Origin of the sequence: Lelliottia nimipressuralis (assembly GCF_004115925.1) — a bacterium.
Lineage (GTDB): Bacteria > Pseudomonadota > Gammaproteobacteria > Enterobacterales > Enterobacteriaceae > Enterobacter > Enterobacter nimipressuralis.
The window spans coordinates 98746-113058 of record NZ_SDDX01000005.1 but is presented as its reverse complement, the minus strand read 5'-3'; the positions used below and the strand labels follow the sequence as shown (position 1 = coordinate 113058).

The window sequence follows — 14313 nt, the reverse complement described above, 5'->3', positions numbered from 1 at the left end:
TTAGCATTGCGCCACCGGGCGTTAATCACACACCTCTTACGACCCGCCGGGTGGCGGCGACGCCTAACCCGGCCTGCAAACTACGCCGTAATCTGCTCCATCGCCTGCAAAATACGCTTATCGGAGATCGGATACGGCGTGCCGAGCTGCTGCGCGAAGAAACTTACGCGCAGCTCCTCGATCATCCAGCGGATCTCCCGCACATCTTCGTCCTCACGACGCGCCGGCGGCAGTTTGTTTAACCACTGCTGCCATGCCTGCTGGACACTCTCCACTTTCAGCATTTGCGCACGATCGCGATGCGGATCGACGGCCAGCTTCTCAAGGCGTTTTTCAATCGCATTCAGATAACGCAGGGTGTCGCCGAGGCGCTTGAAACCGTTGCCGGTAACAAACCCACGATACACCAGCCCGCCCATCTGCGCTTTCACGTCCGACAGTGCCAGCGCCATGGTCATATCCACGCGCCCTTTCAGGCGTTTGTTGATATTGAACACCGCCGTCAGGATTTGCTCGACCTGTTTGGCGATGGTCACCACGGTGTCGTTCAGCCCGGCGCGCACTTTGTCGTGCAGGGCCGCAAAACCCTCTTCCGTCCAGACCGGACCGCCCGCCTCGTCTATCAGCTTATCGACCCCACAGGAGATGCAGTCGTCAATCAGATCCAGCACCTTGCCGTACGGGTTGAAGTACAGTCCAAGCTTGGCTTTGTTCGGCAGTTTTTCATGCAGATATTTGATCGGCGACGGAATGTTCAGCAGCAGAAGGCGGCGCAGACCGCGCCACATGGCCTGCTGTTGTTCCAGCGGGTTATCAAACAGCTTGATCGCCACGCTGTCACGCTCATCCACCAGCGCTGGCCACGCCTTCACTCTGTAGTTGCCGCGCTTCTGCTCGTAGTGATTCGGCAGATTGCCGAAACTCCAGATGTGCAGCCCGCTCTGCTCGATACCGTCATCGGCGACCGCCGAGAGCGTCTCCTGCACTTTGCCTTTCAGCGCCTCTTTCAGCTCCGTCAGCGAACGGCCTTCGTTGAGCTTTTTGTTTTTATCATCCACCACCCGGAAGGTGATTTTCAGGTGATCGGGTACCTGATCCCAGTGCCAGGATTCGCGGTCAATGGTCACACCCGTCATGCGTCTAAGCTCTTTCTCAAGCGCATCCAGCAGCGGCAATTCCAGCGGCGTGACGCGGCCTAAAAAAGCTTCCGCATAGTTCGGGGCCGGAACAAAATTACGGCGCACCGGTTTCGGCAGGGATTTGATCAGGGCAATCACCAGTTCGCGGCGCAGGCCGGGGATTTGCCACTCAAAGCCGCTCTCATCCACCTGATTCAGCAGCGGCAGCGGAATGTGCACCGTCACGCCGTCGGCGTCTGCCCCCGGTTCAAACTGGTAGGTCAGACGCAGCTTAAGGTTGCCCTGATGCCAGAAGTTCGGATAGTCCAGCTTGCTGACCTGCTCCGCGCCCTCTTTAATCAGCATGCTCTTTTCAAAGTTGAGCAGATCCGGTGACTCTTTGCTGGCCTTTTTCCACCAGCTGTCGAAGTGACGCGCAGACACCACGTCATGGCTGATGCGCTGGTCGTAGAACTCAAACAGCGCTTCGTCGTCCACGAGGATGTCGCGACGACGGGATTTGTGCTCCAGCTCTTCCACTTCGGCGCGCAGCTTAAGGTTTTCGCGGAAGAAGGCGTGGCGAGTCTGCCAGTCGCCTTCCACCAGCGCATGGCGGATAAACAGCTCGCGGGAGAGCGCCGGATCGATCAGGCTGTAGTTCACCTTACGCGCCGCCACGACCGGCAGGCCGTAAACGGTCACTTTTTCCGTCGCCATTACCGCGCCCTGCGCGCGCTCCCAGTGCGGTTCACTGTACGAGCGTTTCAGCAGGTGCTGCGCGACAGGTTCGACCCACTCAGGATCGATACGCGCCGCAATGCGTCCCCACAGACGGCTGGTTTCGACCAACTCCGCCACGATAGTCCATTTCGGCGGTTTCTTGAACAAACCGGAACCTGGGAAAATCGAAAAGCGAGCGTTGCGCGCGCCGGTATATTCCTGCTTATCGGCATCTTTCATGCCGATGTGCGACAGCAGCCCGGTCAGCAGCGCCATGTGAATCTCGCGATACTCCGCCGGCTCACTGTTCACCGGAATGCCCAGCTCTTTCACCACCTGCCGCAGCTGGGTGTAGATATCCTGCCATTCGCGTACGCGCAGGTAGTTCAGATACTCGACCTTACACTGGCGGCGGAACTGGTTCGACGACAGCGCTTTTTGCTGCTCACCGAGATAATTCCACAGATTCACAAAAGCGAGGAAATCAGACTCTTTATCGTGGAAACGCTGATGCTTTTCATCGGACGCCTGTTTTTTGTCCATTGGCCGCTCGCGCGGGTCCTGAATCGACAGCGCCGAGGTAATGATCATCGCCTCGCGCACGCAGCCATGTTTCTGCGCTTCGAGCACCATGCGCGCCAGACGCGGATCCACCGGCAGCTGGCTGAGCTGGCGGCCCAGCGGCGTCAGCTTATAGGCGTTCGCCTGTTCGTCGGTGGTGATTGCCCCCAGCTCTTCGAGCAGGCGCACGCCGTCCTGAATATTGCGTTTATCCGGCGCTTCGACAAACGGGAACGCCGCGATATCGCCAAGCCCGAGGGCGGTCATTTGCAGGATAACGGACGCAAGGTTGGTTCGCAGAATTTCGGGGTCGGTAAATTCCGGGCGCGACAGGAAATCGTCTTCGGAATAGAGGCGAATACAGATCCCTTCCGACACGCGTCCGCAGCGGCCTTTACGCTGATTCGCCGACGCCTGTGAAACCGGCTCAATCGGCAGGCGCTGCACCTTAGTGCGATAGCTGTAGCGGCTGATACGCGCCGTACCCGGATCGATCACATACTTAATGCCCGGCACGGTGAGTGAGGTTTCAGCAACGTTGGTCGCCAGCACAATCCGGCGGCCGCTGTGGGCCTGGAACACGCGGTTCTGCTCGCTGTTCGACAGGCGGGCATACAGCGGAAGGATCTCCGTGTGGCGCAGATCGCGCTTGCTCAGCGCATCGGCGGTGTCGCGGATTTCGCGTTCACCGCTCATAAAGATCAGAATATCGCCGGGGCTTTCGCGGCCCAGCTCGTCAACAGCATCAAAAATCGCCTGCAGCTGGTCGCGATCCGTGTCGTCCGCCTCTTCCACAATCGGGCGATAGCGCACTTCCACCGGATAGGTGCGGCCAGAGACTTCAATGATCGGCGCGTTGTTGAAGTGACGCGAGAAGCGCTCCGGATCGATCGTCGCGGAGGTAATGATGATTTTCAGGTCCGGGCGACGCGGCAGCAGCTCGCGCAGATAGCCGAGCAGGAAATCAATATTCAGACTGCGCTCGTGGGCTTCATCGATAATGATGGTGTCGTACTGCATCAACAGCCGGTCCTGCTGGATTTCAGCCAGCAGAATACCGTCGGTCATCAGTTTGACCATGGTGTTGTCACTGACGTGATCGCTGAAGCGCACCTTGTACCCGATGCAGCCACCCGGCTCGGTTTGCAGCTCTTCGGCGATACGGTTCGCCACCGTGCGCGCCGCCAGACGACGCGGCTGGGTATGACCGATCAGGCCCTTGATCCCACGACCCAGCTCCATACAGATTTTTGGCAGCTGAGTGGTTTTGCCGGAGCCGGTCTCCCCGGCGACAATCACCACCTGGTGATCGCGCACGGCTTCGAGAATTTCCTGTTTTTTCTGACTGACAGGCAGGTTTTCCGGATATTCAATCGCTGGTCGCGCCGCTTCGCGCAGCACGACTTTCCCTGCTGCCTGTTCAATCTCTTTCGCCATCTCCTGGTAAATGGCCTGTTGTGCATCAGGATTTTTAACCTTTTTAACGCCGTGCAGGCGACGCGCAAAGCGCTGCTTATCTCGCAGCATCAACGTATCAAGCTGTTGCATAAGCATCGGGAAGGTTAATTTTAGTTGTTCTGTCATAGTGTTAGGGGGCAGTGCTCTGCCAGGCTAAATCTCACTTGAATGATTGCTATAGAGTACCACACCGCCGCTTTGACTGCCTTATTCAAAAAAATCGAACATAGAATTCGATATATTGCGCTATCTCTGCGACAGGATTGTGAATAAAGTGTCAGCAAGCAACGGGGAAACCCCCAATCCAATACAATTTAAGGAATCACCCATGAGCAAAGTATTAGTTCTCAAATCCAGTATTCTGGCAGGGTACTCTCAGTCTGGTCAGCTGTCTGATTATTTCGTAGAACAGTGGCGTGAACAGCACAGCGCTGACGAAATTACCGTTCGCGATCTGGCTGCAAACCCGATTCCTGTACTGGATGGTGAGCTGGTTGGCGCGCTGCGACCGAGCGATGCCCCACTGACCCCACGTCAGCAGGAAGCGCTGGCGCTGTCTGATGAGCTGATTGCCGAGCTGCAGGCGCACGACGTGATCGTCATCAACGCCCCGATGTACAACTTCAACATCCCGACGCAGCTGAAAAACTACTTCGACCTGGTGGCGCGTGCTGGCGTAACCTTCCGTTACACCGAAAACGGTCCGGAAGGTCTGGTGAAAGGCAAACGCGCAATCGTGCTCTCCAGCCGTGGCGGTATCCACAAAGATACCCCAACTGACCTGGTTGCACCGTACCTGACCCTGTTCCTGGGCTTCATCGGTATCACCGACGTGAACTTTGTCTTCGCTGAAGGCATCGCTTACGGTCCGGAAGTGGCAACCAAAGCACAGACCGACGCGAAATCCGCTATCGACAGCCTGGTCGCTGCATAAGATTTTCCCCCTCTCACCGCCCGGTGGGAGGGTTTTTCCTCTCTCTTTATCCGCACCCTATTTCCACCACGCCATGACGCCCCCGCAAATAATAATACGGAATTATTCTGAAATATTTTCGGCAGGATTTTGATGCGAAGAGAAGATAATTTTTTACAGCAGAAATGAATGCGAGCTATTTGAGGATGATACGTGTATGGTAGCAGGCCAATTACACAGGAAATGCCTATGTCCGATCGCAAAGATGGAAAAGCCCGCCGTAACTTTCTGATTAAATGCCCTTGCCCAAACTGCACTAAAGACTCTGAACACAGCTATACGCGCGTTCAAAAAGGGTCACTGCTCGTTTGCCCTTACTGCAGCACAATGTTCAAATCCAACCAAAAAGTCTGATTTGTTGATCCTCTGCGATTCTGACTACTGAGGCTTGCGCCGTCATCGTGGTTGCAGACTCGCAGAGATCAAAACAGGTTAGTCGCGCAGAACCACGTTAGCGGCAGCCGGGCCTTTCGCGCCAGCGCCCATCACAAATTCCACTTTCTGACCTTCAAACAGTGTGTTGAAATTATCGCCCTGCAACGCAGATAAATTGACAGAAACATCTTTGCTGCCGTCTACCGGAGAAATAAAGCCAAAGCCTTTATCTTCGTTAAACCACTTTACTAAACCAATAATTTTTGCAGACATATAAGGCTCCTTTATTCTGGCCTTTCGGCTGGCAAATTTGTTTAAATCGTAAACGCTGGGCATTAATGCACGGCAGGGCATAATAAGCAATGTTTATTTTAACCGTGCATCAATGTTATCCCTGAAAAGGCCGACGAAAATAATTTTGCCCTGACATAAACAGACAAATTTTATTTCGTTTGCGAGGATTTGGGGCGCAGGTTTTCATCAAAGACCAGACGCGTTCTGCCCGGCTCCACTTCCCGCAGGGGTTCTACCTGATGCAGGGTCATTTTGCAGCGCTCGACCAGCACCTGATATTCGCGCGTCCCCTGCTTTTTCCATTCAAGTTCCTGATCGCTCAGTTGTCGAATGGCTTTTGCCGGGCTGCCGATAATCAAATAGTTGGCGGGCATTTCAGCTTTGGCTTTCACAAACGCCGCCGCGCCGACGATGCTGTTTTCGCCGATCACCGCGCCGTCCATCACCACCGCGTTCATGCCAACCAACGCATTTTTACGGATCACGCAGCCGTGCAAAATGGCGCTGTGACCGATATGCCCGTGCTCTTCCACCACCGTATCTTGCTCAGGGAAGCCGTGCATCACACAGTTATCCTGAATGTTTGCACCGTCTTTTACCATAATCCGGCCAAAGTCGCCGCGCAGGCTGGCGTTCGGTCCGACGTAGACACCTTTGCCTAAAATCACATCGCCAATCAGCACGGCGGTAGGATGAACGTAGCTCTCATCAGGCACGACAGGTGTAAGACCATCTATTTGATATACAGGCATTCTTCCTCCGTTATGGAATATTCAGGCCGCCAAAGCGCTGGAAATAGAGCGCCCCCGGTACCGGCAGCTCCCCGACCGAGGTTTCCCCTTTTTCACTGACAAACGCCAGGGCACCCGGTGCCACGCGCTGGTAGATATTAATGCACAGCTGGCGGGCAGTTTGCCCGGCCCAGTGCGCGGGGAGTAGCTCCTCCGGCAACAGCGGATCTTTCAGCACCACGCGGCGATAAAAATGGATCAGCAACAGCTGGATCTGGAAACAGCGCTCCGGCGTCAGCTCATCGGCTCTCGCCTCTTTCAGCAGAGGGAGTAAAGGCCGGAACGAGTCGATAAAGGTTTCGTACATCACGTTTTGTTCCGTGAGCTGCCAGCACTCTTCCACGCGGGAGCGCAGCGCCGCACGCGACAACGCCAGCGGAGAGTGCGCTTCAAAGCAGATCACATTTTCGGCCACACCCGCTTCATGCAGCAGGGATTGCACATCGGCCATTTTCTGCGACGGTGAGGCCATCAGGCTGGAGGCCAGCGTGCCGAACCCCTGCCAGATGAGCTGTTTTTTCACATCGGCGAGGGTATTTTTATCCAGCCCTTCCGAGAGCAATAACAGCCATTTTCCGTCCCACGCCGGTAGTTCCGCGCGGTAAATTTTGTTCTCTGCGCGACGAGTTAACCGCAGCCCTTTGTCGCTCAGACGATAAAAACTGCGCCTGCCAATGCGGGAGACATCCAGCCAGCCCTCTTTATTCAGGCGAAACAGCGCGGTACGCACAAAGCGCTCGCCAAATCCCATCCCTTCCAGCAGCGCAGCCAGGCTCCCGAGCCAGATTTCACCGCCACGGTGCGAGAGCGAATCGCCATATAAGGATGAAATCAGCGACGTTCCGCTGATGGGCACAGAGCTGACGGCGTGCTGAATAAAAGTATCGAGTTTACTCATCTGATTCATTCTGTTGTGATTTTTGTCCTGGATGAATCATAGCACACAGACACCGCGCAGCGCTGCGCTTGCCCGGCCTACGATAGTTTATAGGCCGGGCGGAGGGTTAACCGTTAGCCGCCACTTTGCGCAGATCAAACACCCGGCAGGCTTTGCCTTCGGAGCGCGGGATACTGCCGCAGTTGACAATCGTCACGTCCGTCGAGATCCCCACCATCGATTTAATGCGATGACGCAGCTGGTGACACACCTGGCAGCGCTGCTCGTGGCTCAGCACCAGGCTGCTCTCTTTCAGCTCGACTTTTACCGAAAGTGAATCAAGATGCCCGCGACGGTTCACTTCCAGCTGGTAGTGCGGCGACAGATGCTCAAACTTGACGATCTCCTCCTCCAGCTGTGACGGGAAGACGTTCACCCCGCGAATAATCAGCATGTCATCGCTGCGCCCGCTGATGCGATCCATGCGGCGCATGGTGCGCGCCGTCCCCGGCAGCAGTCGCGTCAGGTCGCGGGTGCGATAGCGGATCACCGGCAGCGCCTCTTTGGTCAGGGTGGTAAACAGCAGTTCGCCCTGCTCGCCGTCGGCCAGAGGTGTGCCGTCGTTCGGGTTGACGATCTCGGGATAGAAATGATCTTCCCAGATGGTCGGGCCGTCGGCAGTGTCGATGCACTCCATCGCCACGCCCGGGCCCATCACCTCTGACAGGCCGTAAATATCCAGCGCGGTAATCCCCAGACGTCGCTCAATTTCATGGCGCATCGCCATCGTCCATGGCTCTGCGCCAAACACGCCGACGCGCAGGGAGCATTGGCTGGCGTCGCCGCCCATCTGACGCTCCAGCTCTTCAATCAGGTTCAGGCAGTAGGACGGCGTCACCATGATCATATCCGGCTGGAAATCGCGGATCAGCTGCGCCTGTTTCTCCGTCTGCCCGCCGGACATAGGGATCACCGTCGCGCCTAACCGTTCAGCGCCGTAGTGCGCACCCAGCCCGCCGGTAAATAACCCGTAACCATACGCCACGTGAATTTTGTCTTTCGCGGTGCCACCGGCCGCGCGCAGGGAACGGGCCACGATATTGGCCCAGTTGTCGATATCGTTTTGGGTATAGCCCACCACCGTCGGTTTACCGGTGGTGCCGGACGAGGCGTGAATGCGCACCACCTGCTCCATCGGCACCGCGAAGGTATCGAACGGGTAGTTATCCCGCAGATCCTGCTTGGTCGTGCAGGGGAATTTATTGAGATCGGACAGCTCTTTGAAATCGTCAGGATGCACGCCCGCAGCGTCGAATTTGCGTTTGTACATAGGTACATTGTTATAAGCATGCTTCAGCGTCCACTTCAGGCGTTCAGTTTGCAGCGCCTGTAATTCGTCCACCGAGGCTGTTTCAATGGCATCAAGTTGTGTTGTTGTCGTTGTCATTTTGTAGGGTACTCGCAGGTAGTTTTGCTCAAACACGCTCCAGGATCAGGGCAATGCCCTGGCCCACACCGATGCACATCGTACAAAGCGCGTAGCGCCCGTTGCGTCGATGCAATTCATTACTGGCCGCCAGCACCAGTCGTGCGCCGCTCATCCCCAGCGGATGGCCCAGGGCAATCGCGCCGCCATTCGGGTTTACGTGCGCGGCATCATCCGCTAACCCCAGCTGGCGCAACACGCCCAGAGCCTGCGATGCAAACGCTTCGTTCAGCTCAATCACGTCCATATCGTTAATGCTCAGACCCGCGCGCTCCAGCACTTTGCGTGTGGCCGGAACCGGGCCAAGCCCCATCAGTCGCGGTTCGACGCCGGCACTGGCCATCGCCACGATGCGCGCACGCGGGGTTAACCCCTGCTGTTGCGCCATCTCACGGCTGGCAATAATCAGCGCTGCCGCACCGTCGTTCACCCCCGATGCGTTCCCGGCCGTCACGACGCCGTTTTTGCGAAACGGGGTTTTGAGGGCGGAAAGCTGCGCTAAGGTGGTGTCGGCGCGGGGATGTTCATCCACCCGCACTTCGGTGACAACGCCCTTTTTGCCCGCCACGCTCACCGGCACGATCTCCTGCGCCAGAATGCCGTTCTGCTGGGCCTGCGCGGTACGCTGTTGGCTGCGCAGTGCAAACGCGTCCTGATCGGCGCGGCTAATATTTAACAATTCAGCTACATTCTCTGCCGTTTCGGGCATGCTGTCAGTTCCGAATTGCTGATGCATGAGCGGATTCACAAATCGCCAGCCAATGGTGGTGTCGTACATCTCCGCCTGACGCTGGAAGGGCGTGGTGGCTTTGCCCATTACAAACGGCGCACGGGACATGGACTCAACGCCACCGGCGATCAGCAGATCCGCATCGCCCGCTTTAATTGCGCGCGCCGCAAACCCCACGGCGTCCAGTCCGGAGCCGCACAGACGGTTGATGGTTGTGCCCGACACCGTCTGCGGAAAGCCCGCCAGCAGCGCGGCCATGCGCGCCACGTTGCGGTTATCTTCCCCGGCCTGGTTCGCGCAGCCGAAAATCACATCGTCAATACTTTCTGCATCCAGTTGCGGATAACGCGCCAGCAGCGCGCGCAGCGGGACGGCCGCCAGATCGTCTGCACGCACGCCGGACAACGCACCGCCATAACGCCCCACCGGGGTACGAACACCATCACAGATAAATGCATCACGCATCAGGCTTCTCCTGTCACACTGCCGCCAATGCGGTGCGATTTACCGCGGAACAAGGCGACTGTTTTTTGTTGTTGGTTAGTAATTTCGATGTCGTACACGCCGGTCAGTTTGCCCTGATGTTTCACGCGGGCACTGGCGGTCAGCTTGTCTCCGGCAAACCCAGGGCGCAGAAAATCAATGGAGCAGGCCGAGGCCACCGCCGCCAGCCCCTGGCTGTTGCAGGCGTAGGCGAACGCCGTATCCGCCAGGGAGAACAGCTGGCCACCGTGGCAGGTTTTGTGGCCGTTGAGCATCTGCGGCGTGATGGTCATGGTCAGCACCGCGTAGCCCTCATCCATCTCGATAATGTCGATCCCAAGCGCCTGGGCGCAGGCATCGTTTTCATACATGGCGCGGGCGTTGTGCCAGGCGTTATGACTCATAGCTACTCTCCAGAAGCGCACGCTGGCGCAGCAGTGAACAGGGGCGATAACGTTCTTCGCCGTAATGGCGTTGCAGGTTTTCCAGCAGAATAAGCAGGCGCTGCCAGCCCAGACGTTCACCCCAGGCAATAGGCCCGACGGGATAGTTCACGCCGAGGCGCATGGCGGTGTCGATATCCTGCTCGCTGGCCACCCCTTTCTGCAGGGCATCCAGCGCTTCGTTGATGATCATCGCCACGGTGCGCCAGATCAGCAGACCGGGATAATCCGCACTCTGCAGAACGCGTTTTCCCTGCTGCTGCAGGTGATAGATCGCTTTTTGCGTGGCGGAGTGCGGATTACTGGCCGCTGCGGCAATCACCACGGCGTCGCCGTCCATCCGATCGACCACCACCACCGGTGAATTAAGGCGCAGGGCGAGGCTTTGCGCGGTTTCGCCGGTGGTCTCCACCAGTAGCACTTCGTCGATTTCTGTGACACCGTCACTTCTTTTAGCGATGGTCGTCGGGCTAAAGGTCACGCCGACCGGTTCCAGCCACTGGGCGGCTGGCCGCTCGCTGTGCCAGTCGTAGACCCCCTGCCCGGTTTTCTTGCCGAAACGTCCGCCAAGCACCAGCTCCTGCTGAACCAGCGACGGCAGAAAACGGCGCTCCTGCCAGAAAGCGTTAAACACCGAGCAGGTCACGGCAAAGTTCACGTCCTGCCCGATGAGATCCGTCAGCTCCAGCGGCCCCATCGGGAAAGCGCCGCCTTCGCGCAGCGCGGCGTCGATGTCCTGCGCCGGGGCGACATTCTCTTCCAGCGCGCGCCAGGCTTCGGAGTAGAACGGGCGCGCCACGCGGTTGACGATAAATCCAGGCGTGGACTGGCAGCGCACCGGCTGTTTGCCCCAGTTCAGCGCCAGCTCGCACAGCAGATCCGCCACTTCGGTTGACGTCCCCAGCCCGCTCACCACTTCCACCAGCTTCATCACCGGCGCCGGGTTAAAGAAATGCAGCCCGGCGACGCGTTCCGGATGGCGCACCTCGGCAGCCACCGCGGTGATCGAAATCGACGAGGTGTTACTGGTGAGCAGCGTCTGCGGCGGGCAGATATCGCCCAGCTGTTTAAACAGCGCTTTTTTCACCTCAAGGCGCTCGGAGGCCGCTTCAATCACCAGATCGGCGGCGGCAAGCGCCTGGATATCGTTAACGGGGAGCAGACGCGCGACGATTTTTTCGCTGGCCTCGGAGGACAATTTTCCGCGCGCGACGCGGGATTCCAGCCGCGTGCGGATGCCCTCGATGGCGCGAACCACGGCGTCTGAGGCGATGTCGTACACCAGTACCTGATGTCCGTTGCTGGCGGCCACTTCCGCGATCCCGGCCCCCATGGTGCCGCTGCCGATCACGGCGACGGTGTGAATTCTCATCGTCATCTTATTTCCCCGTGAAATTCGGCGGGCGCTTGGCGAGAAACGCGCTCACGCCTTCGCGATAGTCGTCGCTGCGCCCGGCCAGTCGCTGATAATCACGCTCCAGATCGAGCTGTTCGTCCAGGGTGTTGGTTTCGGCGGCGTTCATCGCCTGTTTGATCAGCCCCAGACCCAAGGTCGGCTGAGAGGCAAAATGGATCGCCAGTTTCTGCGCGGTGGATGAGAGTTCTTCATCGTCAACCACCTGCCAGATCATCCCCCAGGCGTGCGCCTGCTCTGCGCTCAGCTTATCGCCCAGCAGCGCCAGACCCATGGCCCGCGCACGTCCGGCGACGCGCGGCAGCAGCCAGGTGCCGCCGCAATCCGGCACCAGCCCGAGCTTGCTAAACGCCATCATGAAATTCACGGAACGCGCGGCGATCACCATATCGCAGCCCAGCGCCAGCGTCGCGCCAGCTCCCGCTGCCACACCGTTCACCGCCGCAATCACCGGTTTCGGCAGTTTTGCCAGGCGGCGTACCAGCGGATTGTAGAAGGTTTCCACGGAGTAGCCGAGATCCGGCGCGGGGCCGTTCGGGTCAACGTTGCGGTCATTCAGATCCTGCCCGGCGCAAAAACCGCGTCCGGCACCGGTAATCAACAGGCAGCGGATAGTGTCATCCCGTTCGGCCTGCTTCAGGCACTCGGAAAGCTGCTGATGCATGACATCGTTAAAGCTGTTCAGACGCTCCGGGCGGTTTAGCGTAATGGTCATCACGCCCTGCTCAACATGACTCAGAATAAATTCCACAATTAGCGTCCTTTAAAGTCGGGGGTGCGTTTTTGTAAGAAAGCGGCGATGCCTTCCCGGCGGTCTTCCGTGGCAGACAGCAGCGTAAACAGCTGACGCTCCTGAGCCAGACCGGCCTGTAGCGGCACTTCCTGCGACTGGCGCAGCGCCTGTTTCGCGGCCTGCAACGCCAGCGGAGAATGACGCGCCATCAGTGCGGCCTGCTTCAGGGCATATTCCAGCACCAGCGCCGTCGGGAATACGTCGCTCACCAGCCCTGCCGACTGCGCCTGCTGCGCGCTAATACTTTCGCCCGTCAGCACCATTTTGCTGGCGAGGGACTTGCCGACGCTGCGAATCAGACGCTGGGTACCGCCCGCGCCCGGCATAATTCCGAGCGTGATTTCCGGCAGGCCAAAACGGGCGTTGTCCCCGGCGATCACCACGTCACACAGCAGTGCCAATTCGCAGCCTGCGCCGAGCGCAAAACCGTTTACGGCGGCAATCAGCGGTTTGTTAAAAGCGTTAATGCGCGCCCAGAGCTGCGGGCGAACGTCGTTCAGCGTGGCGGGCAGATCTTTCTCCGCCATCTCGTTGAGGTCGGCCCCGGCGGCAAAGCAGCGCTCGTTGCCATAAATGACACAGGTGGAGATCTCGCCATCAATCGCAGCGTCTTCCAGCTCGTCCGCCAGTTGTGAAAGCAGCGCGTTGTTCAGGGCGTTACGCGCCGCCGGACGGTTCAGCGTCAGTAGCAGCACGCGGCCATGACGGGTGACAATCAGCTCGCTCATGCCATCCCCTTCGCGTCAAAATCGACCACCACGTCGGCGGTCAGCGGCAGCGCCTGGCAGCTCAAGACATATCCCGCCGCCAGTTCGTCAGGCTCCAGGCTGTAGTTGGTCGCCATATCGACTTTTCCGCGCAGCACTTTGCATTTGCAGGTAGCGCAGACGCCGCCCTTACAGGCGTATGGCAGATCCGCGCCCTGACGCAGGGCCGCATCAAGAATGCTTTCGTCATCAGCGGTGAGCGTGATTTCTCGGTCGCGGCCATCCTGACGGACGGTCACTTTCTGCCCTTGCGCCTGAATCGTCGTCGCGCGTTTCACGGCGCTCCCCGGCGTATTAAAGCGCTCAAGGTGTATAGTTTTCTCCGGCATCCCCAGCGCTTTCAGCGCCAGCTCGGCGTCGTCCATCATCGCCGAAGGGCCGCAGATAAAGGCTTCGTCGAACAGGCTGAAATCGATCAGCGTTTTTCCCAGCTGCTGCAATTTTTCGCCGTCGATACGCCCGTGCAGCAGTTCACTGTCGAGGGTCTCCTGACTGAAAATATTCACCAGCTGCAGACGTTGCGGCCAGGTGTCTTTCAGATCCGCCAGCGCCTGGCGGAACATCATGCTCTGGCTGCTGCGGTTACCGTAGATCAGGGTGAAATGGCTCTGCGGCTCGACCCGCAGGGTGCTGGAGATAATCGCCAGCATCGGGGTGATCCCTGAACCGGCGGCAATCGCCAGATAGCGCCCGGCGCGTTCCGCCTGCGGCTGATAGCCAAAGTGGCCCTGAGGCACCATCACCTCCAGCGCCATGCCCTGTTTGATCTCATCGCGGGCATAGCGAGAAAAACGCCCGCCGTCGATGGCTTTCACCGCCACGCTGATTTCGCCCGGCGTCACGCTGCGACAAATGGAGTAGCAGCGGCGTAGCTCTTCGCCTGCCAGCTGCGCTTTGAGCGTCAAATGCTGACCGGGGCGGAAACGGTAGGCGTCCTGCAAAGTCTGTGGAATCGCGAAAGTAATGGTCACCGCATCGCGGGTTTCGGGTTCCACTTTTGCCACCGTTAAGGAATGAAACGTTGTCATGG

The 14313-nt window shown here is 58.3% G+C and carries 13 protein-coding genes; 2 read left to right on the top strand and 11 right to left on the bottom strand.

Annotated elements, in window-relative coordinates; genetic code table 11:
• Positions 1–80: 80 nt before the first annotated feature.
• Positions 81–3983, bottom strand: a complete 3903-nt coding sequence (gene hrpA / locus ETG88_RS05415) for an ATP-dependent RNA helicase HrpA (protein ID WP_100780227.1) — start codon at positions 3981–3983, stop codon at positions 81–83.
• Positions 3984–4185: 202 nt separating this feature from the next.
• On the opposite strand from hrpA, the gene azoR reads away from it, so the two are divergent.
• Together azoR and ETG88_RS22400 are read left to right on the top strand one after the other, a co-directional pair.
• Positions 4186–4791: an FMN-dependent NADH-azoreductase gene (azoR, locus tag ETG88_RS05410; RefSeq protein WP_095281956.1), complete on the top strand. Its 606-nt coding sequence runs from the start codon at positions 4186–4188 to the stop codon at positions 4789–4791.
• Positions 4792–5013: 222 nt separating this feature from the next.
• Complete coding sequence (locus ETG88_RS22400) at positions 5014–5184, top strand: YnfU family zinc-binding protein (RefSeq protein ID WP_312153733.1); 171 nt, start codon at positions 5014–5016, stop codon at positions 5182–5184.
• A 78-nt stretch (positions 5185–5262) separates the two neighbouring features.
• Here ETG88_RS22400 and ETG88_RS05405 read toward each other — a convergent pair whose 3' ends face one another.
• From ETG88_RS05405 to paaE, 10 genes are all read right to left on the bottom strand, one after another.
• Positions 5263–5478 carry a cold shock domain-containing protein gene (locus ETG88_RS05405; RefSeq protein WP_100780228.1) on the bottom strand — a complete coding sequence of 72 codons (216 nt, stop codon included), beginning with the start codon at positions 5476–5478 and terminating at the stop codon, positions 5263–5265.
• A 170-nt stretch (positions 5479–5648) separates the two neighbouring features.
• Positions 5649–6251, bottom strand: coding sequence for a phenylacetic acid degradation protein PaaY (paaY, locus tag ETG88_RS05400; RefSeq protein ID WP_129034875.1), 603 nt, complete (start codon positions 6249–6251; stop codon positions 5649–5651).
• Positions 6252–6261: 10 nt separating this feature from the next.
• Positions 6262–7197 (bottom strand): phenylacetic acid degradation operon negative regulatory protein PaaX, encoded by a 936-nt coding sequence (gene paaX / locus ETG88_RS05395; RefSeq protein WP_100780230.1) that lies wholly within the window; start codon positions 7195–7197, stop codon positions 6262–6264.
• A gap of 97 nt (positions 7198–7294) precedes the next feature.
• Positions 7295–8614: a phenylacetate--CoA ligase PaaK gene (gene paaK / locus ETG88_RS05390; protein ID WP_100780884.1), complete on the bottom strand. Its 1320-nt coding sequence runs from the start codon at positions 8612–8614 to the stop codon at positions 7295–7297.
• A 28-nt stretch (positions 8615–8642) separates the two neighbouring features.
• Positions 8643–9848, bottom strand: coding sequence for a 3-oxoadipyl-CoA thiolase (gene pcaF / locus ETG88_RS05385; protein WP_129034874.1), 1206 nt, complete (start codon positions 9846–9848; stop codon positions 8643–8645).
• Complete coding sequence (gene paaI, locus ETG88_RS05380; protein WP_100780232.1) at positions 9848–10270, bottom strand: hydroxyphenylacetyl-CoA thioesterase PaaI; 423 nt, start codon at positions 10268–10270, stop codon at positions 9848–9850. Before paaI ends, pcaF begins: the two co-directional genes overlap by 1 nt.
• Positions 10260–11687, bottom strand: coding sequence for a 3-hydroxyacyl-CoA dehydrogenase PaaH (gene paaH / locus ETG88_RS05375; RefSeq protein ID WP_129034873.1), 1428 nt, complete (start codon positions 11685–11687; stop codon positions 10260–10262). The genes paaI and paaH overlap by 11 nt, the downstream gene beginning before the upstream one ends.
• 1 nt (position 11688) lies before the next feature.
• A complete protein-coding gene (gene paaG, locus ETG88_RS05370) occupies positions 11689–12477 on the bottom strand; it encodes a 2-(1,2-epoxy-1,2-dihydrophenyl)acetyl-CoA isomerase PaaG (protein WP_100780234.1) in 789 nt (262 codons plus the stop codon).
• Entirely contained in the window at positions 12477–13244 is a 768-nt protein-coding gene (gene paaF / locus ETG88_RS05365) for a 2,3-dehydroadipyl-CoA hydratase PaaF (RefSeq protein ID WP_129034872.1), read from the bottom strand. The genes paaG and paaF overlap by 1 nt, the downstream gene beginning before the upstream one ends.
• Positions 13241–14311, bottom strand: a complete 1071-nt coding sequence (paaE, locus tag ETG88_RS05360) for a 1,2-phenylacetyl-CoA epoxidase subunit PaaE (RefSeq protein ID WP_107703619.1) — start codon at positions 14309–14311, stop codon at positions 13241–13243. Before paaE ends, paaF begins: the two co-directional genes overlap by 4 nt.
• Positions 14312–14313 lie beyond the last annotated feature (2 nt).

Excerpts from the sequence above, each read along its gene's own strand:
- hrpA (WP_100780227.1), bottom strand. The coding sequence starts at position 3,983 with ATGACAGAACAACTAAAATTAACCTTCCCGATGCTTATGCAACAGCTT.
- azoR (WP_095281956.1), top strand. The coding sequence starts at position 4,186 with ATGAGCAAAGTATTAGTTCTCAAATCCAGTATTCTGGCAGGGTACTCT.
- ETG88_RS22400 (WP_312153733.1), top strand. The coding sequence starts at position 5,014 with ATGCCTATGTCCGATCGCAAAGATGGAAAAGCCCGCCGTAACTTTCTG.
- ETG88_RS05405 (WP_100780228.1), bottom strand. The coding sequence starts at position 5,478 with ATGTCTGCAAAAATTATTGGTTTAGTAAAGTGGTTTAACGAAGATAAA.
- paaY (WP_129034875.1), bottom strand. The coding sequence starts at position 6,251 with ATGCCTGTATATCAAATAGATGGTCTTACACCTGTCGTGCCTGATGAG.
- paaX (WP_100780230.1), bottom strand. The coding sequence starts at position 7,197 with ATGAATCAGATGAGTAAACTCGATACTTTTATTCAGCACGCCGTCAGC.
- paaK (WP_100780884.1), bottom strand. The coding sequence starts at position 8,614 with ATGACAACGACAACAACACAACTTGATGCCATTGAAACAGCCTCGGTG.
- pcaF (WP_129034874.1), bottom strand. The coding sequence starts at position 9,848 with ATGCGTGATGCATTTATCTGTGATGGTGTTCGTACCCCGGTGGGGCGT.
- paaI (WP_100780232.1), bottom strand. The coding sequence starts at position 10,270 with ATGAGTCATAACGCCTGGCACAACGCCCGCGCCATGTATGAAAACGAT.
- paaH (WP_129034873.1), bottom strand. The coding sequence starts at position 11,687 with ATGACGATGAGAATTCACACCGTCGCCGTGATCGGCAGCGGCACCATG.
- paaF (WP_129034872.1), bottom strand. The coding sequence starts at position 13,244 with ATGAGCGAGCTGATTGTCACCCGTCATGGCCGCGTGCTGCTACTGACG.
- paaE (WP_107703619.1), bottom strand. The coding sequence starts at position 14,311 with ATGACAACGTTTCATTCCTTAACGGTGGCAAAAGTGGAACCCGAAACC.